A 21,877-nucleotide genomic window follows, 5' to 3' on the forward strand; every position below is an offset into this window, starting at 1 on the left:
CGCGACACATACGCCAAAACCGAATTTCGGTAAAGTGGAATATTTTTGGCGAGACGGATTGACAGAGCGCGACACAGGCAAGGTGCGACACCCTGGCCGCGACCCTGCTGATGGTTATCGCAGCCGATAGCTCGAATGACAGGAGACGCAGTTCTGGGTGACGTGCGACAGGGCCGTCATCGCCCCGGCGCGGTCCTGGGTCATCGCAACCTTGGCGAACTCGCTCGCCGCCGTATGCATCGACAGGCCGATGCCTCGCATGGCCTCTGGCATATAGGTCTCCATCATGTCCTCCATTGTCATCGGCTTCTGGGATCTGTTCTCCGGAGGTCGGCTTGCCTGATGCATCGACTGCGGCTTGCATCCTGCCGCCGACGGCGAGTCCAGACTCAGGCGCTCGGTGGCGACTTTCGAAGCAGCAGCATAGTCGTCCCTGGCGAGGGCATCGACGATCTCGTTCAGCGTCTGCAGGTGATCACGCATGTTGCCCAGAAAATGGGTCTGCATGTCCGGCGGAAACTGCACCATCTCGCGCGCGTCCTTGGCCGCGCCGTCATGGGACATGTGCGAACTCATCGCTTGGCCCTGACCATGGCTTTGGCCAGCTTGCATCTGATGATGCATACCGGAATGGCTCGAGGTGCCGGCCGATGCCAGGGCAGCCGTCGCCAGGATTGCGGCGCCGCCCAATGCGGCTCTGGTCGGCCACGAAACCATGATCGATTCCTCTGTTGCAGGCGCCCGCCTCTTTCCCTCTAAACCGACGGCCGCCGACAGCATATGATCTCGATCATATCGCGCACTTCAAGATGCGGATTTGTCCTTTGCCTCGTTCGATCTCGCCATCGGCCGCCATCCCGGCAAGCGTGCGATAGAGGGCTTCGTGCGTCAGCCCGAGTTCTACTGCGAGATCCTTGAACGTTCCGGGCAAGGTAACGCTGCGCCCCCTGCTATCGGCGTTGACCGTCAAATAGTGCCGGACGCGATCGCGAGCCGAGTGGATGTTGCGACATTCGAGCCGGGTCCGCAGCGCCATGACCTGGCGTGCGAGCATTACCGAGAATGCCAGGAGGAGCTTTGGGTCGCGTTCGAGTTCGGCGAGCAGAGCTGGTTTGGGGTACAGCCGGACGGTCGCCTCGCTTGAGGCAATGGCGTCGCAGTGGTAGGCCGAGGAGAACAGCGACGCCTCCGCCAGCACGTCGCCAGGCGCGGCAAGCTGCAGGATAGCCTCGCGTCCGGAGCGGTCGAACCGCACCAGCCGTATCTTGCCCTTGACGACCTCGTAGAGCCCGGCCGGTCTCGCGCCGGCTCGAAACAAGGTCTGTCCGGCCCTGAGCGCGCGTTCAGTCGCAGAAGCTGCAATGTTCGCCGAAATCCAATCGATCTGGTGCATGGGTCATCTCGGCTGACAAGAAGCAAGGCGACAGGTCTTGGGGCAAGGTGGCTTATGCGAACAATGATGAGCCATGCGATCGGTTTTGCCAATCAAACGGACCGCCGCACCGAACTCAGGGCCAGCGCGACGCGAGAACGCCCAACCTTTCCAAGATTTCATGGATGTCAAACGCAGTTGATTTGATTTTGCGGCCGGCGTGGCGAGACTTCTGCCGCACCGGTTGCCTGATTGGGGATCCGGACGCTGCGATGGATGGAGCTGTCTAGATGCCGCAATTCGATCCTGAGCTCGTGTGCACCATGAGGACGGCCCTCGAGGAGGCCATGACCAAGGTGCCTGCCGACCTCGTGACCATATCGACGAAGGCATTCCTCGCCGAATGCATTCTCAAGGCGGCCGCGCAAGGGCACACCAATTATGCCGATCTTGTCGCCGCCGCGACCGATCATATCCAGACGATCGCCTCGATGTTTTCGTGAGGGTCCCGGCTTGACTGTTCGTCTGCCGGTGGGTTGCCCTGTCGCAGTCCCACGCTTGGCGTCAGACGCGGCAGGGGCAGGCTCATCGCCTGCCGCGATCGCGGTGTGGGTCACTTCGCTTCGAGCGGCGCTCCGGGACATGAATTGTGATGGGAACGACGCATTGCGGAGCTGAATTGAAAAGGCGAGACGCGGTTCATCAAACATCCGCTGCTCTGATCGATTCGGAGCAAAGTGCATCTCTGCCCGCTCATGACGGTGCCCGCACCGTCAGCTCGTAGGTCACGCCGTCGGGCAGAAAGCCGCCGAGCCAGTTGTAGCCCCTCTTCTCCAGCTGCGGAAAAAGGAACACGGGCTCGCGGCTGAGAAACGCCGTCAGTGTTTCTCCGGCTCCCAGGGTCTCCGCCGCGGCGAGGATCCTGATCATCGGCTCCGGCGGATCGAGCTCCCTGGTATCGAGCCGTACCTTTGACTCCGGCCATTTGGCGCTGGCCTGCGCTTTCGGCGCCAGACCCTCGGCAGGCGCTCCGGTCGGGGTGAACAGCACCTGCCAATCGCCTCCGCCGATCTCCGTCGCGGAATGGGCAAAGCCCTTGCCGGCCATCACGCCGAACAAGGGCACGGGCTTGAAGGGCGCGTAGAGCCGGATGCCCTGGCCCGGTTTTGCATTTTCCACCGCGGCCATGATGGTCGAGAACGGTTCGCCCCCGGCCCGCAGGATCGGACGGACATCGACATCAAGGTACTCGGTCATCTCTTGTCCCTTTGCTTCAACGCCGCGCCATCAATCAACTGAAACGGCGCAGCATCCCGGTGCCGGCGCAAGCGTCGACTGGTCCTCCCCGGCCTGCACCGCTACCGGGTTTTGCAGGGCAGCGGCCACCGCCCGCGCGACGAGATCCTCGATGCCGGGCCCGCTGCCCATGATGCCCGCGAACATGATGTCGCGGCGGCGAAGCCGTGCAACCAGCTTCGGCGCATCCTTTGCGCCGTGCAAACCTTCACCGGAGAACAGGCCAACGACAATCGCAGAGCCATCAATGGATGCCGCGGCCTCTTCGAGCGACGGCCGCTCCTCCAGGAAGGCGGCCACGACGTTTCGGCAGACCGCCCGTGTCTCAATCTCGCGCGCGACCTGCTCGGTGGCCTGGCGCGAGGCTGGATTGCGCTTCGAGCCGTGCGCCAGCAGGACGAGTGTGCAATCCTCGGGCGCGACACCGTGGTCGCGCGCACGGCGCACGGCCTGATCGCACAATAGATCGGGCAGGCCCGGATCAAGCCCCAGCGGCGGCAGCACGTCGATTCTGCGGCCATCGCCCTTCGCTTCGTCGAGCAGCTGAACCAGGCGGTCGCGGGTGAAATAGCCGCTGGAGGCAAACAGCGGATAGACCAGCATTCGACTGGAGGTCAGCGTCTCCAGCGCCTGCCGGATGCCAGGCGTGCCCGAGATGAAGCCGACGGCGACCTCGGCCACCAGACCGCGAGCGGCCAGTGCGCGGGCAAGCTGGAACGCCCCTGTGTTGCCGGCACCCAGCCGCCGCTCGCCATGGGCTGCCAACAGCAACGCGATCGACGGGGCAGTGCCCGGCTGCTCAATGACTGGTGCCATCGGAAAAGGTGATCTTGTTCCACACGTTGTATTTGCCCGAAGGACGCGACATCGGAATACGCTTCACCTCAGTAAAGGTTGCCGCATCATAGACCACCAGCGCGCCCTGGTCTTCCCAGATCGATACCAGGGCATAGCGCCCGTATCTGTCGAATTCGACATGCGCTGCAGTCTTGCCCGGTTCCGGCGTGACGCGACGGACCACTTCCAGCGAGCGCTTGTCGATGATCGAAAGCGTGTCTTTCCCGCTGCCCATCATACTGTCGGTCCAGGCATAGGGCGTGTTCTCATGACTGCGCATGAAGAAGCCGGGTCCAGGCGTCTCGATCAGCTTGATCTGCGACCAGTCCTGCATGTCCAGCACGCTGATCTTGCCTGCTTTCAGCAGCGGCGTCGCCATCACCAGCCGGCCGTTCCAGGTCCAGGAGATGCCCGAGCCGAGATGGGGCAGCCCCGGCAGATCGAGCTGTTTGATATCGCGCCCGACCGTCAAATTGACCACGATCGCCCTGCCCTCCCGCGCCGAGCCGATCAGGTTGCGATAGGGCGGATCGAAGAAGAAGTCATCGAGCGGCTCCGGGGTCTCGATCCGGCGTAGCGCAAACAGGCCCTGAGAGGACGGCAGCGCCTCGATCATGCCTTTCTCGTGGCTGTGGACGAAGCCGGCATAAGCCGGGCCCGCATTCGGATCGGTGGCGATCTCCCAGATCTCCGGAACATCCTTCAGTGCCGCGATGAAGCTGTTGCGCGATGGCGCCTGATACACCGCCGAGACCCGCGAGGACGTCCCCAGGCGGTCCTTCACGTCGAAGATCTTCTCCACCGACAGATCGTCCGCCGAGAGCATCACCAGCGTGTGCGGCAGATAATTGGCAACCGCGATATGCTTGCCGTCCCGCGAGATCGCGATGTTGCGGGAATTGATGCCCGCGCGCACCTCCGTCAGCATGGTCAGCGTCCAGAGGTCGTATTTGCTGACCCAGCCGTCGCGCGACATGAAGAACACGTAGCGGCCGTCGGGCGTGAATTTCGGGCCGCCATGCAGCGCAAATCGCGTCTGGAAGCGCGCCAGCGGCTCGATGCGGTCGCCGTCCAGGATCGTGGCATGATGGTCGCCGGCCTCGACCACGACGAACAGGTTCATGGGATCGGCCTCGAAGCGCGGTCGTTCCAGCGGCGGCGCCGTAGCATGCACGACGCGGCTGGCGTCGATCTCAGCCGCGCCCCAGGCCGGCACCGCGGGCAACGGCGATGAGACATAGGCCGCGAGCGCGGCGATCTCGTCCCTGGAGAGCTTGCTGGAGAAGCCCGGCATTTGGGTCGCGGCCCGTCCGTCGGCAATCACCGCGGCGGCCCGCGTACCCATCATGCGGCCGAGATTTTCAGGAAGCAGCGCCGGCCCCAGCCGGCCGAGCCGGTCCGCGCCGTGGCATTCGGCGCAATTGTCCGCGAACAGCTTTGCCGCATCCGGCTCGGCGCGCGCAGGGCCTGCCAGCGCCAGCAGCGCCAGAGCGAGGAGAATGCGATCAAACAGAGAGCGGCGCTTCATGACGTGTTCCGCGATAGATGCTGGTCTTCACCCGATCGGTCGGCGTCGCAAGGCCGATCTCGGCATCGCTGAGATAGCAGCCGGGATCCTCCGCCCAAGCGTCGCCAGTAATCCGTTGCGCGCGCACGCGGGTATTGCCGTTGCAGATGTCGAGATAGGCGCAGGCGCCGCAGCGCCCGGAGACGTGGCGCGGCTTCTGCTTCAGGCCGGCCATGATCGGATCGGAGATGTCCGGCCAGATCTCGGAGAAGGGACGCGTTTTCACGTTGCCCAGCGTATGGTGCCACCACATCGTGTCGGGGTGCACATTGCCGAGATTGTCGATGTTGGCGACGTTGACGCCGGAGGAATTGCCGCCCCAGCGCACCAGCTTGGCGCGCAGATCGCTCGCGCGATCGGGCACGGTTCGCTCGGCCCAATGCAGGAGATAGACCGCATCGGCATCGTTGTTGCCGGTTACGATCTCCATCTCGCTGCCCGACTGCGCCCATCGCCACGCCCGCGCGATCACCATGTCCATGCGATCGCGCGTCGTCTGCCACATGGCGTCGTCGCCGCGGTTCTTGTTGCCGCGGCCGGCATAGACGAGGTGCGAGAGGTAGAACTTTGGAAAGTTCTCCTGCTCGACCAGATCGAGCAGGCGCGGCAGCTCCGCCGCATTGTCCTCCGTCATGGTGAAGCGGACCCCGACCTTGATGCCGCGGTCGCGCAGCAGCCGCAGGCCGTTCAACGCCTCCTGATAGGCACCCTGCTTGCGGCGGAAACGGTCATGGGTCTCGCCGATGCCGTCGAGCGAGATGCCGACATAGTCGTAGCCGATCTCGCGGATGCGGTCGGCCATGGCTGCGTCCACCAGGGTGCCGTTGGACGACAGGCCGACATAGAACCGCATCGCCTTGGCGCGCGCCGAGATCTCGAAGATGTCGCGCCGCATCAGTGGCTCGCCGCCCGACAGGATCAGCACCGGCACGCGGAACGCCTTGAGGTCGTCCATCACGCCGAACACTTGCGCGGTGGAGAGCTCGCCGGGAAAGTCGACGTCGCCGGAGATCGAGTAACAGTGCTTGCAGGTGAGGTTGCAACGGCGGATCAGGTTCCAGATCACCACCGGTCCGGGCGGCTGCCGAACCGGCCCGGTCGGAGCCGGCTCGTCCAGTTCGCGCAAGTATTGGCTCAGGCGAAACATGACCGGCTCCCGTCGTCAGGCGGCAATGCGAAGGCCGGTCTTCTTCAAGATCCGGGTCGAGAACAGAACCTCGTGGGCCCGCGCGGCCGGACCGACCAGCACGGCGATCTCGGCAACCTTCGCCCTCACCTCGTCGCGCGTCCGGCCGTGGACCATGGCAAAGAGATTGTAGGGCCAGAGCGGCGGATGACGCGGCCGTTCATAGCAATGCGTGACGAAATCGAGCGCGCCGACCCTGGCGCCGATCTCGGCAATGGCCTCGTCGGCGACGTCCCACACCGACATGCCGTTGGCGGTGTAGCCGAGCGCATAATGATTGGGGATCGCGCCGATGCGGCGGATCGCACCGGTTTCGAGCAGCTGCCCGAGGCGGCTGACGATTTCGGCCTCGTCAAGGCCGAGCTCGTCGGCGAGCGCGCGATAGGGCTCGGCGACGAGCGGAAGCCCTGCTTGCGTGGTGGCGATCAGCTTGCGATCGATGGCATCGAGCATTGCCTACACCTCCACGCGGAAACCAACGAAGAACTCGCGCGTCTTGGGCATCGCGCGCACGCCAAGGCCCGTCTCACGTTCGATCTCCGCAATCACCTGATCGATGCGCGCGGGAGCATCCGTCGACACGACGAACCACATGTTCAGCTCGTGATCGCGCTGATAATTATGCGCGATCTCGGGATGGGCATTGACGAGCTCGGCGACCTCATCGAAGCGATCGGGCGGCACAGCCATCGCGGCAAGGCAGACGGCGCCGCCGAGGGCTTCGGCATTCCAGAGCGGGCCGAACCGGCTGAGCTGCCCACGCGCGAGCAGATTGCCGATCTCCTCGATCATCTCGCCCTCGCTCAGGCCCAGCTGGGCGCCGGCATCGCGGTACGGCCGGTGCGTCAGGGGAAAGCCGCCTTGCAGGCCGTTGATGATCGCCTTTTCGGTCGGGTCCAGCGCGCGCATCAATTGGTCTCCTTGTGCCGCGAGAAGACCGCGCCGCGCTGCTTGAAGCAGCGCTTCGAGAACAGCACGGCCTGCTGCATCAGACCGGTATCGGCGAGCAGATTGAGCTCGTCGATCACGGCATAGGCCTCCTCACGGAAGCGCGCATGCACCATGCAGAACAGGTTGTACGGCCAGACCAGCGGCCGGGACGGACGCTGGTAACACAGCGTCACGCTGGCGTGGCGGGCGAAGATCGCGGCGACATCGTCGATGATTTCGCCCGGGATGTTCCAAACCGCCATCGCATTCGATCGGAAGCCAAGCTTGTCGTGGCGCACGACGCAGCCGAAACGCGTCACCACGCCGGCTGCGACCAGGTGCTCCAGCCGCGCAATGACCTCTTCCTGGCCCAGCGCCAGCTGATCGGCGACCGCGAGGTAGGGATGCTCGACCAGCGGCAGCCCGTTCTCGATCGCGGCGAGAATGCGCTGGTCGCGCGGATCGGGACGATAGTCCCCGGCGGCCGGCGGCTGGCGCTTCTGCGCGCGCGGCTCGCGCAGCGAAAAGCCGAGGCCGAGATGATAGGCCTGCACCATGGGCAGATCCACGACGGGCAGCCCCGTCTGCGCCTCGATCCTGTCGATGGTCTCAGCGATCGCCCCGGCATCTCCGCCGGCGATCACGAACCACAAGTTCAGATCGTGCTCGCGCTCGTAATTGTGCGTGACCAGCGGCTCCCGGCTGACGACCTCGGCGACCTGGTCGAGCCGATCGGGCGGAACCTGCAGCGCGGCGAGCGTGCTCGCCCCCACCGTGTTGGGACGGACCACCGCACCGACACGGGAGATCAGGTCGCACGCCCGCATGCGGCGGAACACGCCGATGGTCGCCTGCTCGTCGAGCGCGGCGGAGCGGCCGACGATTGCGAACGGCTTCGCTACAAGCGGAAAGTCGTGCTGCCAGCGATCGATCAGGGCGAGTTCGACGGAGCTTGGCGTCATTGTCCGATCCTCGTCGCGCGTACGGTGAAGAAAATTCCGGACGGTTTTTGCGCCGGGATCTCCGCCTTCTTGGCGAAAGAGGCGGCGTCGTAGACGTCGATGCGATCGGCATCGCGCACCGAGATCCAGACCTCGTTGCCGCGCGGGGTGAACTCCATGTGGAGGACCGCCGGGCCGGGCGTCAGGCGATGAATCACCTTCAGCGTCTCGGTGTCGACGATCTCGACCGTGTCGTTGAACGGGTGGGCGAAATTCACCCAGACGTGGCGCCCGTCCGGCCGCGCCACGGCGAAGACCGGCTGGCCGTGGGTGGCGGTGCGCCCGACCTCGGTAAAGCTGCGAAGATCGACCGCGATCAATTCGTGATGGCCGACGGCGGGAAGCAGCAGCTTGTCACCCGTCGCACCCCATCCTTCCAGATGCGGCATCTTGTAGACCGGCAGCGCTTCCTGGCCGCGGCCATAGCCGTTGAGGATGCGCTCGGCTTTGAGCGGCGCGCGCCAGGTGTCGACATGCACGACGCCGTCCTCGCCGAACAGACCCGCAAGATAATGGCGGCCGTCGGGCGTGACGTTGCCGTCATAGGGCAGCTTGCCGACATCGGTCAGCCTGGTGATCGCGGGGGTCTCGACATCAGTGAGGTCGGCGATCCAGATCTCGCCGGTGTCGTAGAGCGCCCAGGCAAAACGCCGTCCGGGCAGGTCGACCAGCCCGACCGTCTTCGAGGCCTTGCCGCCTGAGCCGATCGCCGGAATGTTGGCGACGGGATCGAGCGTCCTGGCGTCGAACACCTTCACTCCGCCCGGCTCGTAGTTCGAGACCGCGATCAGCGCGCCATCGTCGGAGATGGCGCCGCCGATCGAATTGCCGGCCTGCACGATGCGTTTGACGATCGTGCTCGTGAGCATGTCGACCTTGGTCAGGCCGCCGTCGCGTCCGAAGACATAAGCGTAGCGCTGATCCGGCGAAAACACCGCGGAGGCGTGCGAGAGATCGCCGAGCCCCTCGACACGGCCGATCGATTTGCGTGCGGTGGCATCGACGATCAGCACCGAGCCCGTCGCGCGCTCCACCACCAGGCCAAGATTTCCGGTGCCGCGCAGCTCGTCGGCGCGCGAGAGCATTGGCAGCAGCAGAAGCAGGGCCAGACACCATCGCGCCGCAGCCTTCATGGCAGATCTCCCTGCTGCAGGCGCTCGACGATCCAGCGCACGTCGGCTTCGCTCAGCAACGGACGCCAGGGCGGCATCGGCGTGCCCGGCACGCCGTCCAGGACGATGCTGATGAGCTGGTCGCGGCTCCAGGCGCTCAAATGGTCCGGCGTCAGCGGCTTGCCGAGCCCGCCTTTCAACGTCAGCCCGTGGCAGGAGCCGCAGTCCTGCCGCACCAGATTGGCAAGCCTTGCGGCATCGGCATTTGCTTCGCCCGCGGTAGCCGGCCCGATCGCAACGGCCGATGCCAGGGCGACGCTAGGCCACAACTGAAATCGCCTCGCAAATTGCCGCATCGCTCCGCGCGCTCCGTTCCAGGGCGATTCCCGCGACCTTTCCGATGATGAAAAGGACGGGACCGCTGAAGGAGACGTCTTTCAAAGCGACCGGAAGCGCCTCCAGGGGCGCACATATTCGGCTTTCCTGCGCCGTCGTTCCTTGACACACCGCAAGCACCGGCGTGGTTCCCGGCAGTCCCTGCGCAGTCAGGTTGCGGACGATCTCGGCGATATTGGCAAGGCCCATATAGACGACGAGCGTCGTGTCGGGATCGGCGAGGCTCTTCCAGTCGAGATCGAGCGGCTCGTTCGCCTTGCGATGGCCCGTCACATAGCGCACGCCGGAGGCGACGCCGCGATGCGTCAACGGCATCCGCGCCGCCGCCGCGCAGCCCTGTGCCGCAGTAATGCCCGGCACCACCTCATAGGGAATGCCGGCCTGGTCGAGTTCGGCCGCCTCCTCCGAGCCGCGCCCGAAAATGAAGGGGTCGCCGCCTTTGAGCCGGACGACGGTGCGACCGGCGCGCGCCAGCCGGACCAGCATCTCGTTGATCTCTTCCTGGGGCACCGGATGATGGGCGGCCTGCTTGCCGACATTGATCTGGAGTACCCCGTCGGCAATGGTCGCCAGGATGCTCGATGGCACCAGGCGATCATAGACGACGACGTCGGCCTCACCGATGGCGCGGACCGCCTTCAGCGTGAGCAGTTCGGGATCGCCCGGGCCGGCGCCGACGAGATAGACTTTTCCAACAGCCATGCTGCGCTCCGCCGAAACCATCGCGAAAAGGCTGGTTGGTGCGGCGATCGCTCGCCGCACCAACCCATGCTTGTCAGTAGACGTCGTTACGGGTGTTGAAGACGTTGAACTTGCCGGTCGGCGTGACCAGCCGCCGGTCACGAATGACCGCCTTCAAGGTCAACGTCTTGTCGTCGACGACGACGATCGCCGAGTCCTGCGCCTTGTTGTTCCAGACCGAGAACCAGATCTCGGTGCCGTCCTTGTTGAACTCGCCCTGCACGACGCGGCGCGCGCCTTCCGAGATGCCGGACCACTGACCGATCGGCAGCACCTTGTAGGTCGGCTTCTCGCCCGCGAGGTCCTTGATCTTGAACACCGCGACCGACGAGGAGATCTCGGCGTCCGTGTTCAAGGGCGTATCGACGTAGAGGTTCTCCGACTTCGGATGCGTCTTGATGAAGAGCGATCCGCCGCCCTGCCCCTCGACCGTCTGCACGACCTTCCAGGCGAACTGCTTGTGCTTCTCGGGGTCGGTGCCGATGAAGGAGATCGTCTCGCTGCCGAGATGGCTGGTCGCCCACACCGGTCCGAACTTCGGATGCTCGAGGTTGGCGCCGCGTCCGGGATGCGGCGTCTGGCCGCCGGTTTCGACGACGCCGACCAGCTTGTCTTCCTTGGTGTCGACGATCGCGACCTTGTGGCGAGCATTCGCCGCAACCAGGAAGTAACGACCGGTCTTGTCGAAGCCGCCGTCATGCAGGAAGCGCTCGGCCTCGATCGCCGTCACCTTCAGGTTCTTGAGATCCTGGTAGTTGACGAGCAGAACCTGCCCGGTCTCCTTGACGTTGACGACGAACTCCGGCTTGAAGTGCGAAGCCACGATGGAGGCAACGCGCGGCTCCGGGTGGTACTCCTGCGTATCCTCGGTCATGCCGCGGGTCGAGACCACCTTGATCGGCTCGAGCGTCGCGCCGTCCATCAGGACGTATTGCGGCGGCCAGTAGGCTCCGGCGATCGCAAACTTGTCCTCATAGCCCTTGAACTTCGAGGTTTCGACCGAACGCGCCTCGGTGCCGATCTTCAGCTCGGCGACCGTCTGCGGCGGGTCCATCCAGAGATCGATCAGATTGAGCTTGGAATCGCGCCCGATGATGTAGAGGTAGCGCCCCGACGCCGACATGCGCGAGATGTGCACGGCATAGCCGGACTTGATGATGTGCTCGATCTTCTTGGTCGTGCCGTCGATCAGGGCGATTTCACCGGCATCACGCAGCGTCACCGAGAACAGATTGTCGATGTCGAGCTTGTTCATCTTTTTGGTCGGCCGCTGCGCGACCGGAACCAGGACCTTCCAGCTGTCCTTCATCTCCTTCATGCCGAACTCCGGCGGCTGCGCCGGGGTGTTCAGCAGATAGCGGGCCATCAGATCGATATCGGCGGCCTCGAGCTGGCCCGAGGTGCCCCAGTTCGGCATGCCGCCAGGCGAGCCGTAAGTGATGAAGTCGCGCAGATAGTCGAAGCCGAGCTTCTTGGTCAGGTCAGGTGTCAGCGGCTTGCCGGTCGCGCCCTTGCGCAGCACGCCATGGCATCCGGCGCAACGTTCGAAATAGATCTGATTGGCCTTGTCGAACTCGGCCTTCGTGAGGTTGGGATCGCCCGGCTTGGTGCCGGGCTGCTCGGTCGCGCCCTTGCCGAGAACGTCCAAGCTCGGCTGATATTGGCCGCCCGGTGTCGTCTTGTGCTGCTCGACATCGGCAGGTTTCGGTGCCGGAGCCTGCTGCTGCGCGTAGCCGGCCGCCGTCGCACTCAGAAGCATAAGGCTCGTTGCTGCAACGCAGCTTGCAAGCTTTGGAAATAGTGAAGGTCGGCCTCGCATTACATTCCTCCAGCATGAGAATCCGATGAGAGGCTTATGCAGGGAATCCCGTGATTTCTCCTTGACCGCGGTTAATCGCAACATTGATCCACCTCAATGCGCGCTGCCAACAACGCTGCCTGATCCGTCGCATGCGATCGTCTGGAATCATCTCCGCCGCCGTACGGCACGCACTGTCCGCACTGGCGGCGCTGGCGTTGATGTATTGCAGCGCAAACGCTGCCGATCTCGGCGTTGCCGCAAAGTTCTTCTCCGAGCCCGTCGTGATCGACCGTGCCGATGGCAAGCCTCCGGCAGCTTTGGTGCGGGCCGCAGACGGACGCGTGCTCGGCTACGCCTTTTCAAGCCTCGATGTCTCGGGATCCGTCGGCTATGCGGGCCGGCCGCTCGATATCGTCGCGGCGGTGACGCCCGATGGCATCGTCGCCGGCGCCGAGATCGTCGCGCATGAAGAACCGATCCTCGTGATCGGAATTCCGCGCGATGCGCTCGCCGCCTATGTCGCCGATTTCCGCGGCTTCGACGTGCGCGGCAGCGCCACGCTCAAATCCGCCGGTGAACCCGCGCATGGACCGCACGCCGTCGCCGGCGCGACCATTACGAGCACCGTGATCCGCGATGCGATCGTGCGCTCGGCACGTGCCGTGCTGCGCAGCCGGATCAACGCGCCCGAGCGGGCTGTGCGGCTCGACCGCGAGACCCTGCGCCGGTCGTCCTGGTCCTCGCTGCTCGCCGAGGGCGCGGTGCAGCGACGGCTGGTGAGCCGTGGCGAAGCGGCAAAGCTGCTCGGTACGCGGGACAGTGAACCCGACAAGGCCTTCATCGATCTGTGGATGGCGCTCGCCACGCCGCCGCCGATCGGGGAGAGCCTGCTCGGCCAGCGGACTTACGAAAGCGAGACGGCGAAGATCGGCCCCGACGACGATCTGCTTCTGATCGGCGCATCCGGCCTCTATTCGTTCAAGGGTACGGAATGGCGCCAGTCGGGGACCTTCACCCGGATCGAGATCGTCCAAGGTTCGCGAACGCTTCGTCTCAAGCCCGCCGATCACACGGCGGTCGAGTCGCTGCATGCCGCCGGCGCGCCGGAGTTGCGTGAGATCGCCGTGTTCCGCATTCCGCAGGCGAGCGGCTTCGATTCGACCAAACCATTCCGGCTCGACGTCGATCTCGGCGCCGGCGCCGCAGCGAGCGGCCCCGCTTTGGTCTCGCTCGACTATCGCATTCCCGATCGCTACTTGATCGCCGCGCCGGCCGAGCCGCCCGCGGCATCGACGACGGCCGCCCCCACTCCGGTCCAGACGGTGTGGCAGGAGATCTGGTGGGCGCGACGCTACGAGATCGGCGTGCTCGGCGCGATGCTGACGGTGCTCGCGGGCATCCTGATCTTCCAGGACACGGTGACGGCCCACGGCGCGTTCTACTCTCGGCTCCGCACAGGCTATCTGCTCACGACGCTGGTGTTCCTCGGTTTCATCGCCAACGCACAGCTCTCCGTCGTCAACGTCCTGACCTTCATCCATGCCTTGCTGTCCGGCTTCCGCTGGGAGCTCTTCCTGCTCGATCCCCTGGTGTTCCTGCTCTGGAGCTTCGTCGCATTCAGCATGCTGTTCTGGGGGCGCGGCGTATTCTGCGGCTGGCTCTGCCCGTTCGGGACATTGCAGGAGCTCACCAATCAGCTCGCGCGTCGTCTCGGCATCAAGCAGATCGAGATCCCGTTCGGACTGCATGAGCGGCTGTGGATGATCAAATACGTCCTCTTCGTCGCCATCCTGGCGATCTCGCTGCGCTCGATTCTGACGGCCTTCCAGCTCGCCGAGGTCGAGCCGTTCAAGACGGCGATCACCATGAAGTTCCTGCGGGAATGGCCGTTCGGCGTTTACGCCGGGTTGCTGCTGCTGGCCGGCCTGTTCGTCGAGCGCTTCTACTGCCGCTATCTCTGCCCGCTCGGCGCGGCGCTGGCGATCCCGGCCCGGATGCGGATGTTCGAATGGCTCAAGCGCTACCGCGAATGCGGCGCGGAATGTCATGTCTGCGCGCGGCGCTGCACCGTGCAGGCAATTCATCCGCTCGGCCAGATCAACCCCAACGAATGCATCTACTGCCTGAAGTGCCAGGCCAATTATTTCGACCAGGACGTCTGCCTGCATCTGAAGAAGCGCGCACAACGGCGTCAACCGTTGCCGCAAGCTCCTTCGAAGCCGTCGTGAGGAGATACGATGCTCCCTGATCATCCGACACGACGTCGTGCCATCACGATCCTGGCATCGGCCGTCGCGGTCGCCATCGCGGGTCCCGCCAGTCCTGCCCGGGCCGATTTCGAATGGCGCGGTACGGCGATGGGCGCGGACGCGCGGATCCTGTTCAGCGACATCGAGCCGGGGTGCGCACGAGGAATTGCCACGCTGGTCGAGGCAGAGATCGATCGCCTGGAAAATGCGCTGAGCCTATTCCAATCCGGATCCGAGCTGTGCAGGCTCAATCGCGATGGCGCGCTCGCCGAGCCGGGCGGCGATCTGCGTCGCGCCTTGGCGCTGGCGCTTCAGGTCGCAGATCTCACCAACGGCCTGTTCGACCCGACCGTGCAGGCGCTGTGGGAAGCCCATGTCGATTGGTTCGCGGACAAGACCCATACGGGCCTGCCGCCGCAAACCGTCATTGCCGACGCGCGGCGGGCCGTGGACTGGCGAGGCGTCCGGCTCGAGCCGGATTCAATTCATCTGGGTGACAACCAACGTCTGACGCTCAATGGTCTCGGCCAGGGTTACGTCACCGACCGCGTGGCGGAGTTGCTGGCGGCGAAAGGGTTCACCAACATCCTGGTCGATCTCGGCGAGATGCGGGCGATCGCACCGCGCCGGGACGGATCGCCCTGGCTGATCGCGCGTCGTGACGCCGATCCGCTGCACCTGGCGGAAGGTGCCCTTGCCACGTCCGAAGGCTCGGGCTGCGTGCTCGGTGCCGATGGCGCGGCGCACCACCTGTTCGATCCGCGCAGCGGCCGCAGTGCAGCTCATTGGCGCACCATCACCGTGCACCATCGCTCGGCCGCTGTGGCCGACGCGTTGTCGACGGCGCTCTCCATCGCGTCTGCGGACGAGATCCAGGCGTTGCTGCCACGGCTGAGCGGCACTGCGATCTGGGCTACCGATCCGGCCGGGCGCCACTCATATTGGGCCGCCGGCCCGCGCGACGGCATCGTTGGCTGAGCGACGATGCCCGCCGAGCGGAGCCAGGGAAATAGAGACGATTTCGCCTGTGGCCATCCTTCGAGACGCCCGCCGTTGGCGGGCCCTCAGGATGAGGACCGAGTGCATTACGCTCGTTTCAACGAGCACCTATGCCGCTTAGCCTCATCTGGAGGAGACCGCAAAGCGGTCGTCTCGAAGGACGAGGCGCGCGCTCAATTCGGGCGATTTTCTTACTTGGTCTTGCCGTCGGCGTCGTATAGCTTGAGATAGGCCCAGAGATTCTTCGCCTCGGCCTCGTTCTTGATGCCGGCGAATGCCATCTTGGTATTGGGCACCTTGGCCTTGGGATCCCTGATGTAATCGAGGAAGTTCGCTTCGTCCCAGGTGATGCCGGAGCTCTTGTTCGCATCCGAATAGTTGTAGCCAGCAACCGATCCCGATTTGCGGCCGTCGAGTCCATTGAGTACCGGACCGACCTTGTTCTTCGCGGTCGCGCCGACATCGTGACAGCTGGCGCATTTCTTGAAGGCTGTAGCGCCGGCCGTCACATCCTGCGCGGAAGCAGCACTGCTCGAAGCCACAGCGACTGCGATTGCGATCAAGACACGCCTCATGTCGTCGTCTCCTGTTTTGAGTGGGACTGGTCTGGGCAACGCCCCGGATAGGCCAGCGTGGATTCGGAGAAATGACGGGAAACCGACGTTCTCCAGCTTGAGGAGCATGAAGGTTCACGCCGGCACGGATTTCACCTCGGGCTGGATCGCGCGTGGAGCGGGCGGCTGGGAGCACATCATCTTGGGCTTTACGGGGCAGTGCCCGCTGATCCGGTCGCAGGCCACGAGCTTGCAGAGCTGCGCCATGTCGCGCACCACCACATTCGAGGCCCGGACATCGACGCCTACCATGCGCAACTTGGCGAACACCCGCGAGAGCGATTCTGGCTTCAGGCCGAGCCTGCCGGCGATCAGCGATTTGTCGTATGGCAGGATGATCGTGCATGGCCCCCTGGTTCGGGGAGCCAGCGAGGCGAGAAACTCGGCCACCCTCTGCGTGGCGCTCTGCGCCATCAATTGCTCGATCTGCTGAACCATTCGGTGCAGATGTTGCGACGTCGATGCGATCATCGCGATCGCGACGTCTGGCATCTGGCGAATGCAGGCGACGACGTGGTCGGCTGGAATGACCATCACACGGGCGGGTGTTACCGCACTCGCGGTAGCGGGATAGCGGCTGGACGTGAAGGTGACCGCCTCGGCCAAGCTCTCACCCCTGGTGAGCACGTTGAGCACGGCCTCGTCGCCAGCAGGAGTGACCCTATACAGCTTGACCCAGCCGTCCATCACGACAAAGAATGCCTGGGCCGGCTCGCCCTGACGAAACAGCGTTTGACCCGGACGGAGATTGAAGATGCTGGCTGGCCCCAGCAAGATCGCGAGCGCCTGCGGCTCGAGTCCACTGAAGACTGGTATTTCCGCAGCGATCCCAAGATCAGCCGGAGTGGGCGCCATCATCGTCTCATCCCTGATGTTTGATCCTGGTGCCTGACTATTGATCATCCATCGCGTCATATTTTGAGCTGGATCAATTCCACCGAGGGGCCGTCTTGCCCGGCGCTCCATCAAGATTCGATTGGTGCGTCGGACCACCCGCGGTGCAACAATCGACCTATTTCCATCCATGGCTCTTTGTGGAAGCGCAAACTCCTGCGCGTTCGCTACCAAGGGACGGCTGCAGTCGCCTGTCGGCCTGCTGCCGCTCGCCGGATTCGCACCGCGGCAAAGCGCCGCGACATTCGATCGTTACGATGGGCGAGCATTGAGGCGGCCGACACACCGGGCTCGGCGCGATTCACACGCAGCGTCGGGATCCTGAGATCCTTTACGCAAAAGAAACGACGCCGGGATGTGTGCGAGACCAGCGCCAGCCGCCTATGCGGCAGGCAGCGCGAACGAGAATGTCGCGCCACCCTCCGGCCCATATCCCGCGACCAGCTCGCCGCCGTGCTCGCGCACAATGCCATAGCTGATCCAGAGGCCAAGTCCCGTCCCCTCGCCGACCCGCTTGGTCGTGAAGAACGGCTCGAAGATGTGGCCGATGTGATCCTTGTCGATTCCCGGTCCGTTGTCAGAGATCCGGAACAGGATTTCGTTGCCCTTGCGTACCGCCGAGACGACCAGCCGCGGCGCTTCCGTGCCGCGCATTGCGTCGATCGCATTCTCCACGAGATTGACGATCACCTGGTGCAATTGCCCCTCGTTGCCGCAGACCCAGAGCTCCGGCTCGATTTCCAACTGCAGGTCGATGCGCACCTGCTTGGTGCGCACGGCCCACAGTACCGCGGTGTTGATGAGCCGCTCGATGTCGACGCGTTCGACCTCACCGAGCTTGCTGAAGGACAGCCGGCGCAGATTCTTCACGATCTCGCTGATGCGGACCGCGCCTTCCAAAGTGCCTTCGATTAGCGGACCGAAATCCTCCAAAATCTCATCGATGCGCAGGCTCCGTCGTTGAGCTGCGAGCTCCCCCTCCTTGGCCTCGCCATGAACCGCATCGAGATAGGCGGCGATCGCGGTGCGATAGCGCATCAGGGTGTGGACGTTGCCATAGACGAAGCTGATGGGGTTGTTCAGCTCGTGCGCGACGCCTGCAACCAGACGGCCGAGGCTTGCCATCTTCTCCTGCTCGACCAGCTGCCGCTGGGCGCGCTGCAACTCGTGATGCGCCTTGTGCAGCTCCTCATAGGCACGGCGAAGCTCTCCGATCGGACGTCCCGTCAGCACCACGCCGATGAAGCGGCCGCGATGATCGTGGCGGGGGGATGCGTTGATGGCGAACAGATCCGAGCTGCCGCCCTCGCGCGAAAACCGCAGCTCGCCGTCGACGACATCGGAGGCGCTGCGCGGCTTCAGGAGCGGGACCAGCTTGGCCTTGTCCTGGGCATCGATGACGTCGGCGATGTTCCTGCCGACGATGTCGGCGACGCCGCAGCCGAGCGTGTGCTGGAAGGCGGAATTGACCTGCTGCACCAGCCCCTTCGCATCGCAGACGATGAGGATGTCGGAGACGGACTCGATGACGTTGGTGACGAAGGCCTGCGCCTCCTCCAACTCCGCATTCTTGTGCTCGAGGTCGACCTCATAGCGCAGGAGGTCGGAATAGACCTCGTCCATCTTGCGGATGACCTCGATCCAGGCGCCCTCGCGCTCTTGATCAAGCTCCAGCGCGCCGCGCTTGGTGATCATCTTGAGCAGCGTTTCGGTCTCGCCGGCTTCAGGAGGGTGCGTCACCTCAGGCATTCTTCCTCAAATCATACCTGGACAGCTTGTTCCTGAGACCGACGCGCGACAGCCCGAGCTCGTTGGCGACCCTGCTGATATTGCCATCATATCGCTCTAGCGTGCTGATGATAACCGCCTTCTCGAGGTCTTCGACCTTGTCCTTGAGGGTCGCCGAGCCGTTCAACTTGCCGGGGATCGCGGCCACGGGCTGCTTGCCGTTGCGCCGGCCCAGCAACGGCGGGGCCTGCAATTCATCCGCGTCCGCCAGCACCACCATACGCTGGATCTCGTTCTGCAGCTCGCGGACATTGCCGGGCCAATGGTACCTGGCGAACGCCTCGAGCGCGGAAGCGGCAAAGCGCAGGCCCGGCCGGTTGAACGAGGTCTTCACCGACGACAGCACCCCTTCGGCAATCAACGTGACATCCATCGGGCGGTCGCGCAATGCCGGCATGTGGACGGGAAACGCCGCCAGGCGATAGTAGAGATCGCGCCGGAAGCGGCCCGCCTCGACCTCGGCCTCGAGATCCCGGTTGGTCGCCGCCACGACACGGACGTCGACCTTGCGCACCCGCTGCGCACCGAGCGGCCTGATCTCGCTCTCCTGCAGGACGCGTAAGAGCTTGACCTGGAATGCCGGCGAGGTCTCGCCGATCTCGTCGAGGAAGATGGTTCCGCCGTCGGCGACCTCGAACAGGCCGATCCTATCCTGATAGGCGCCGGTAAAGGCGCCCTTCTTGCAGCCGAACAGCTCGCTTTCGAGCAGCTCGTCCGGCAATGCGCCGCAATTCTCGACCACGAAGGCCTTGTTGGCGCGCGCCGAGCCGTAGTGAATCGCGCGTGCAAGCAGCTCCTTTCCGGTCCCGGATTCGCCCGTGATCAACACGGAGATGTCGTAGTCTGCGGCGCGCCTGCCGAGCTCGATCACCTTGTGCATCGGACTTTCGGACGAATGCACGATGCGGTCGAAATCATAGAGCTGCTTGGCAACCCCGCGCTTGACCGAGACGACCTTCTTGATATGCCCCGGCGTCGCCTTGACATCGACACCGGCGGTTTCCGTCTCCTTCTGCAGGCGATAGAGTTGCACCGCCTCCTTGACGATATCGACCAGCCGTTCCGGCTGCCAGGGTTTCGTGATGTACTGATAGATGCCGGCCTCGTTGAGGCCCGCAATGATATCCTCGGAATCGGAATAGCCGGAGATGATCATCCGCACCGGATCGGGCCACAGCTCCCGCACGCGTTTCAAGAAGCTCACGCCCGATTCATGCGGCATGCGCTGGTCGCATAGGATGGCGTGGACGATCTCGCCTTCCAGCAGCTTTTCCGCATCGGCTGCATTGCCGGCGCAAAGCACCTCGAATTCCTCCCTGAGAACGCGCCGCAGCGCTTCCTGCGAACGGACTTCGTCGTCGACGACGAGAATGGTCCCTAGAACGCTCATGAGGGCACCACCATGGCTCTCGGCCGGTCGGTCGCACGCCGCGCCCGATGATTGGCGATGGTCAGCGGCGTACGCGACTTCGGCACCTTGTGGATGAAGTTGTAGCGCGCGACGTGGTAGCTCGGATCAAAGCCGTAGAAATTGAGCCTCATCCGCCGCAGCTCCTCGTCACGATAGGCCTGCAGGGGCTTTTCGGCCTCGTCCGCCGCGCGGGACCTCTTCTTATCGGCGAGACGCGCCGCAAAGCCTTGCTCCGAAGTTGCACCAGTCGCAAGTTTCACAAGACTTTCGCGTGCCAGCTCCTCGCTTGCGAGGACCCGATCAACGATCCCGAGGCGCTGTGCCTCGGCGACGCCCATTGGCAGCCGGCATTGCGTGATCCGGGTTGCGTTCTCGGCGCCCGCGCGACGCGGCAACAGATAGGTCCAATATTCGGAGCCGAACAGATTGCCCATGTCCTTGTAATGCGGATTGAGCACGATCTGATCGCTGGCCCAGACCTCGTCGGCGGCGAGGCTCAAGAATACGCCTCCCGCTCCCGCGTTGCCGCGAATGACCGATATCACCAGCCGGTCCGTCGTCTCGATGATCGCGCGCGCAAGATCGTCGATCGCGTTGATGTTACGCCAGGATTCATCGGCGGCACTGTCGGCGGCCTCGATCTCGGCCAGATGAATGCCGTTCGACCAATAGTCGAAACCACCGGTCAGGAGCAGCACCTTGGTCGGGCGCGCCAGCGCGGCCCGGTAGGCGTTCAGCAGCGCTTCGCAGTCACTGCTCGCCATGGCGCCATTATAGAAGGAGAACTGCAACTCGCCGACCTCGCCATGCTCGCGATATTGAATCGGAGCATAGCCGCAATCCGGCCGCCGCGGCAGGCTGGCGGCTTGCTCGGCGAAACCTTTGCCGCGGATCGCTTCAAGCTCTTCGGGGCAAGCGGCCGCACATGGCCGATCCAGACTGCTCCATCAACCGTCGCACGGGCCAAAGCACCATCGAATTGTGCCACGACCGTGCCGGGAACGCCGGAGATCTCCCGCGCTTCGTGGACGTCGAACAGCCTCACGTCCTGGAAGAACAGACTGTCGACCAGGCCCGGCATACCGTCGGCACTGTTGATCTTGCGCAGCACGGTCTCGGTCGTGTCGTGCTGCCAGTCGATCGCCCGGTCCGACTGGCGGCAGGGACCGCGCACGCGAATGCGCGCGTCATTCGCACGCATCGGCTGCGGCGTCGGCCGGCCCGCTTCGATCGCGGCGACGGCCTCCAGCACCGCTTCGACCGCGCATTGGGTCACCTCGTTGCGGTAGACGCTGGATTTCGCGGCACGGCGCATCGGAAACGTGCGGAACGCCCAGACCGGACCGGCATCGAACTCGCCATCCGCCTGCAACACGGTGACGCCCCACTCCGTCGTTCCCTGGAGAATCGCCCAGTCGAGCGCCGCCGGGCCGCGGTCGCCGGGCGGACCAGGATGCACGATCAGGCAGCGCACGTTGCGCCAGACATCTTCGGGAATTGCCCGCTTGAGGAACGGCGCGATCACCAGGTCCGGCTGGTACAGCGCCACGCTTTCCCGCGTGACGTCGGCGTGGATGTCGAGCTCAACCGAGACCTCATGGTCGCGCTCGCGGAGCTCGACATGCAGGCGCTGCGTCAGGCTATTGAAGGAATGCGATAGCAGCAGGATACGCATCAGGATCC

General features: G+C 64.3%; 22 protein-coding genes. 3 read left to right on the top strand and 19 right to left on the bottom strand.

The genetic code is table 11. The features are described from left to right. Positions 1-114 precede the first annotated feature (114 nt). Positions 115-780 (bottom strand): cytochrome c, encoded by a 666-nt coding sequence (locus tag UNPA324_RS17765; RefSeq protein ID WP_141935218.1) that lies wholly within the window; start codon positions 778-780, stop codon positions 115-117. A 10-nt stretch (positions 781-790) separates the two neighbouring features. Next, positions 791-1,393: a Crp/Fnr family transcriptional regulator gene (locus UNPA324_RS17770; RefSeq protein WP_141935219.1), complete on the bottom strand. Its 603-nt coding sequence runs from the start codon at positions 1,391-1,393 to the stop codon at positions 791-793. Between the two features lie 326 nt (positions 1,394-1,719). Between UNPA324_RS17770 and UNPA324_RS17775 the strand changes: the two genes are divergently transcribed. After that, the gene (locus UNPA324_RS17775; protein ID WP_245471864.1) at positions 1,720-1,875 is read left to right on the top strand and encodes a hypothetical protein; all 156 of its coding nucleotides are present in this window, start codon (positions 1,720-1,722) and stop codon (positions 1,873-1,875) included. A gap of 250 nt (positions 1,876-2,125) precedes the next feature. Here the strand turns inward: UNPA324_RS17775 and UNPA324_RS17780 are convergent, their stop codons facing one another. From UNPA324_RS17780 to UNPA324_RS17830, 11 genes are all read right to left on the bottom strand, one after another. Next, positions 2,126-2,629 (bottom strand): DUF2249 domain-containing protein, encoded by a 504-nt coding sequence (locus tag UNPA324_RS17780; RefSeq protein ID WP_141935220.1) that lies wholly within the window; start codon positions 2,627-2,629, stop codon positions 2,126-2,128. Positions 2,630-2,659: 30 nt separating this feature from the next. Next, positions 2,660-3,439 (bottom strand): CbiX/SirB N-terminal domain-containing protein, encoded by a 780-nt coding sequence (locus UNPA324_RS17785; RefSeq protein WP_210246763.1) that lies wholly within the window; start codon positions 3,437-3,439, stop codon positions 2,660-2,662. Between the two features lie 28 nt (positions 3,440-3,467). Continuing rightward, entirely contained in the window at positions 3,468-5,033 is a 1,566-nt protein-coding gene (locus tag UNPA324_RS17790) for a cytochrome D1 domain-containing protein (protein ID WP_141935222.1), read from the bottom strand. Further along, positions 5,011-6,219 (bottom strand): heme d1 biosynthesis radical SAM protein NirJ, encoded by a 1,209-nt coding sequence (nirJ, locus tag UNPA324_RS17795; RefSeq protein ID WP_128922494.1) that lies wholly within the window; start codon positions 6,217-6,219, stop codon positions 5,011-5,013. Before nirJ ends, UNPA324_RS17790 begins: the two co-directional genes overlap by 23 nt. Positions 6,220-6,234: 15 nt before the next feature. Continuing rightward, complete coding sequence (gene ahbB, locus UNPA324_RS17800; protein ID WP_128922495.1) at positions 6,235-6,711, bottom strand: siroheme decarboxylase subunit beta; 477 nt, start codon at positions 6,709-6,711, stop codon at positions 6,235-6,237. A 3-nt stretch (positions 6,712-6,714) separates the two neighbouring features. After that, positions 6,715-7,167 carry an Lrp/AsnC family transcriptional regulator gene (locus UNPA324_RS17805; RefSeq protein ID WP_181769428.1) on the bottom strand — a complete coding sequence of 151 codons (453 nt, stop codon included), beginning with the start codon at positions 7,165-7,167 and terminating at the stop codon, positions 6,715-6,717. Further along, entirely contained in the window at positions 7,167-8,150 is a 984-nt protein-coding gene (ahbB, locus tag UNPA324_RS17810) for a siroheme decarboxylase subunit beta (protein WP_128922496.1), read from the bottom strand. The genes UNPA324_RS17805 and ahbB (UNPA324_RS17810) overlap by 1 nt, the downstream gene beginning before the upstream one ends. Beyond that, on the bottom strand, positions 8,147-9,322 hold the full coding sequence (locus UNPA324_RS17815; protein ID WP_141935223.1) for a cytochrome D1 domain-containing protein: 1,176 nt from the start codon (positions 9,320-9,322) through the stop codon (positions 8,147-8,149). The genes ahbB (UNPA324_RS17810) and UNPA324_RS17815 overlap by 4 nt, the downstream gene beginning before the upstream one ends. Further along, positions 9,319-9,630 carry a c-type cytochrome gene (locus tag UNPA324_RS17820; RefSeq protein ID WP_245471865.1) on the bottom strand — a complete coding sequence of 104 codons (312 nt, stop codon included), beginning with the start codon at positions 9,628-9,630 and terminating at the stop codon, positions 9,319-9,321. Before UNPA324_RS17820 ends, UNPA324_RS17815 begins: the two co-directional genes overlap by 4 nt. Further along, the gene (gene cobA / locus UNPA324_RS17825) at positions 9,620-10,399 is read right to left on the bottom strand and encodes a uroporphyrinogen-III C-methyltransferase (RefSeq protein ID WP_128922499.1); all 780 of its coding nucleotides are present in this window, start codon (positions 10,397-10,399) and stop codon (positions 9,620-9,622) included. Before cobA ends, UNPA324_RS17820 begins: the two co-directional genes overlap by 11 nt. Positions 10,400-10,472: 73 nt before the next feature. Then, positions 10,473-12,197 (bottom strand): nitrite reductase, encoded by a 1,725-nt coding sequence (locus UNPA324_RS17830; RefSeq protein WP_181769429.1) that lies wholly within the window; start codon positions 12,195-12,197, stop codon positions 10,473-10,475. A gap of 191 nt (positions 12,198-12,388) precedes the next feature. On the opposite strand from UNPA324_RS17830, the gene UNPA324_RS17835 reads away from it, so the two are divergent. Further along, a complete protein-coding gene (locus tag UNPA324_RS17835) occupies positions 12,389-14,467 on the top strand; it encodes a NosR/NirI family protein (protein WP_141935225.1) in 2,079 nt (692 codons plus the stop codon). 9 nt (positions 14,468-14,476) lie between these two features. Further along, positions 14,477-15,466 (top strand): FAD:protein FMN transferase, encoded by a 990-nt coding sequence (locus UNPA324_RS17840; RefSeq protein WP_141935226.1) that lies wholly within the window; start codon positions 14,477-14,479, stop codon positions 15,464-15,466. 212 nt (positions 15,467-15,678) lie between these two features. Here UNPA324_RS17840 and UNPA324_RS17845 read toward each other — a convergent pair whose 3' ends face one another. From UNPA324_RS17845 to UNPA324_RS35750, 6 genes are all read right to left on the bottom strand, one after another. Then, on the bottom strand, positions 15,679-16,062 hold the full coding sequence (locus UNPA324_RS17845; protein WP_141935227.1) for a c-type cytochrome: 384 nt from the start codon (positions 16,060-16,062) through the stop codon (positions 15,679-15,681). 114 nt (positions 16,063-16,176) lie between these two features. Further along, the gene (locus UNPA324_RS17850; RefSeq protein ID WP_246667184.1) at positions 16,177-17,004 is read right to left on the bottom strand and encodes a Crp/Fnr family transcriptional regulator; all 828 of its coding nucleotides are present in this window, start codon (positions 17,002-17,004) and stop codon (positions 16,177-16,179) included. Positions 17,005-17,376: 372 nt separating this feature from the next. Then, positions 17,377-18,744, bottom strand: a complete 1,368-nt coding sequence (locus UNPA324_RS17855; RefSeq protein WP_141935228.1) for a sensor histidine kinase — start codon at positions 18,742-18,744, stop codon at positions 17,377-17,379. After that, positions 18,737-20,173, bottom strand: a complete 1,437-nt coding sequence (locus tag UNPA324_RS17860; protein WP_141935229.1) for a sigma-54-dependent transcriptional regulator — start codon at positions 20,171-20,173, stop codon at positions 18,737-18,739. The genes UNPA324_RS17855 and UNPA324_RS17860 overlap by 8 nt, the downstream gene beginning before the upstream one ends. Further along, complete coding sequence (locus tag UNPA324_RS35745) at positions 20,170-20,958, bottom strand: enoyl-CoA hydratase/isomerase family protein (protein WP_246667185.1); 789 nt, start codon at positions 20,956-20,958, stop codon at positions 20,170-20,172. The genes UNPA324_RS17860 and UNPA324_RS35745 overlap by 4 nt, the downstream gene beginning before the upstream one ends. Beyond that, a complete protein-coding gene (locus UNPA324_RS35750) occupies positions 20,928-21,869 on the bottom strand; it encodes a formyltransferase family protein (RefSeq protein WP_246667186.1) in 942 nt (313 codons plus the stop codon). Before UNPA324_RS35750 ends, UNPA324_RS35745 begins: the two co-directional genes overlap by 31 nt. Positions 21,870-21,877 lie beyond the last annotated feature (8 nt).

This window comes from Bradyrhizobium sp. UNPA324, assembly GCF_006658635.1.
GTDB lineage: Bacteria > Pseudomonadota > Alphaproteobacteria > Rhizobiales > Xanthobacteraceae > Bradyrhizobium > Bradyrhizobium nanningense.

Excerpts from the sequence above, each read along its gene's own strand:
- UNPA324_RS17855 (WP_141935228.1), bottom strand. The coding sequence starts at position 18,744 with ATGCCTGAGGTGACGCACCCTCCTGAAGCCGGCGAGACCGAAACGCTG.
- UNPA324_RS17805 (WP_181769428.1), bottom strand. The coding sequence starts at position 7,167 with ATGCGCGCGCTGGACCCGACCGAAAAGGCGATCATCAACGGCCTGCAA.
- UNPA324_RS35750 (WP_246667186.1), bottom strand. The coding sequence starts at position 21,869 with ATGCGTATCCTGCTGCTATCGCATTCCTTCAATAGCCTGACGCAGCGC.
- UNPA324_RS17860 (WP_141935229.1), bottom strand. The coding sequence starts at position 20,173 with ATGAGCGTTCTAGGGACCATTCTCGTCGTCGACGACGAAGTCCGTTCG.
- nirJ (WP_128922494.1), bottom strand. The coding sequence starts at position 6,219 with ATGTTTCGCCTGAGCCAATACTTGCGCGAACTGGACGAGCCGGCTCCG.
- UNPA324_RS35745 (WP_246667185.1), bottom strand. The coding sequence starts at position 20,958 with ATGGCGAGCAGTGACTGCGAAGCGCTGCTGAACGCCTACCGGGCCGCG.
- ahbB (WP_128922496.1), bottom strand. The coding sequence starts at position 8,150 with ATGACGCCAAGCTCCGTCGAACTCGCCCTGATCGATCGCTGGCAGCAC.
- UNPA324_RS17845 (WP_141935227.1), bottom strand. The coding sequence starts at position 16,062 with ATGAGGCGTGTCTTGATCGCAATCGCAGTCGCTGTGGCTTCGAGCAGT.
- UNPA324_RS17765 (WP_141935218.1), bottom strand. The coding sequence starts at position 780 with ATGCTGTCGGCGGCCGTCGGTTTAGAGGGAAAGAGGCGGGCGCCTGCA.
- UNPA324_RS17840 (WP_141935226.1), top strand. The coding sequence starts at position 14,477 with ATGCTCCCTGATCATCCGACACGACGTCGTGCCATCACGATCCTGGCA.
- UNPA324_RS17770 (WP_141935219.1), bottom strand. The coding sequence starts at position 1,393 with ATGCACCAGATCGATTGGATTTCGGCGAACATTGCAGCTTCTGCGACT.
- UNPA324_RS17780 (WP_141935220.1), bottom strand. The coding sequence starts at position 2,629 with ATGACCGAGTACCTTGATGTCGATGTCCGTCCGATCCTGCGGGCCGGG.
- UNPA324_RS17835 (WP_141935225.1), top strand. The coding sequence starts at position 12,389 with ATGCGATCGTCTGGAATCATCTCCGCCGCCGTACGGCACGCACTGTCC.
- UNPA324_RS17790 (WP_141935222.1), bottom strand. The coding sequence starts at position 5,033 with ATGAAGCGCCGCTCTCTGTTTGATCGCATTCTCCTCGCTCTGGCGCTG.
- UNPA324_RS17775 (WP_245471864.1), top strand. The coding sequence starts at position 1,720 with ATGACCAAGGTGCCTGCCGACCTCGTGACCATATCGACGAAGGCATTC.
- UNPA324_RS17830 (WP_181769429.1), bottom strand. The coding sequence starts at position 12,197 with ATGCTTCTGAGTGCGACGGCGGCCGGCTACGCGCAGCAGCAGGCTCCG.
- UNPA324_RS17815 (WP_141935223.1), bottom strand. The coding sequence starts at position 9,322 with ATGAAGGCTGCGGCGCGATGGTGTCTGGCCCTGCTTCTGCTGCTGCCA.
- ahbB (WP_128922495.1), bottom strand. The coding sequence starts at position 6,711 with ATGCTCGATGCCATCGATCGCAAGCTGATCGCCACCACGCAAGCAGGG.
- UNPA324_RS17850 (WP_246667184.1), bottom strand. The coding sequence starts at position 17,004 with ATGATCAATAGTCAGGCACCAGGATCAAACATCAGGGATGAGACGATG.
- cobA (WP_128922499.1), bottom strand. The coding sequence starts at position 10,399 with ATGGCTGTTGGAAAAGTCTATCTCGTCGGCGCCGGCCCGGGCGATCCC.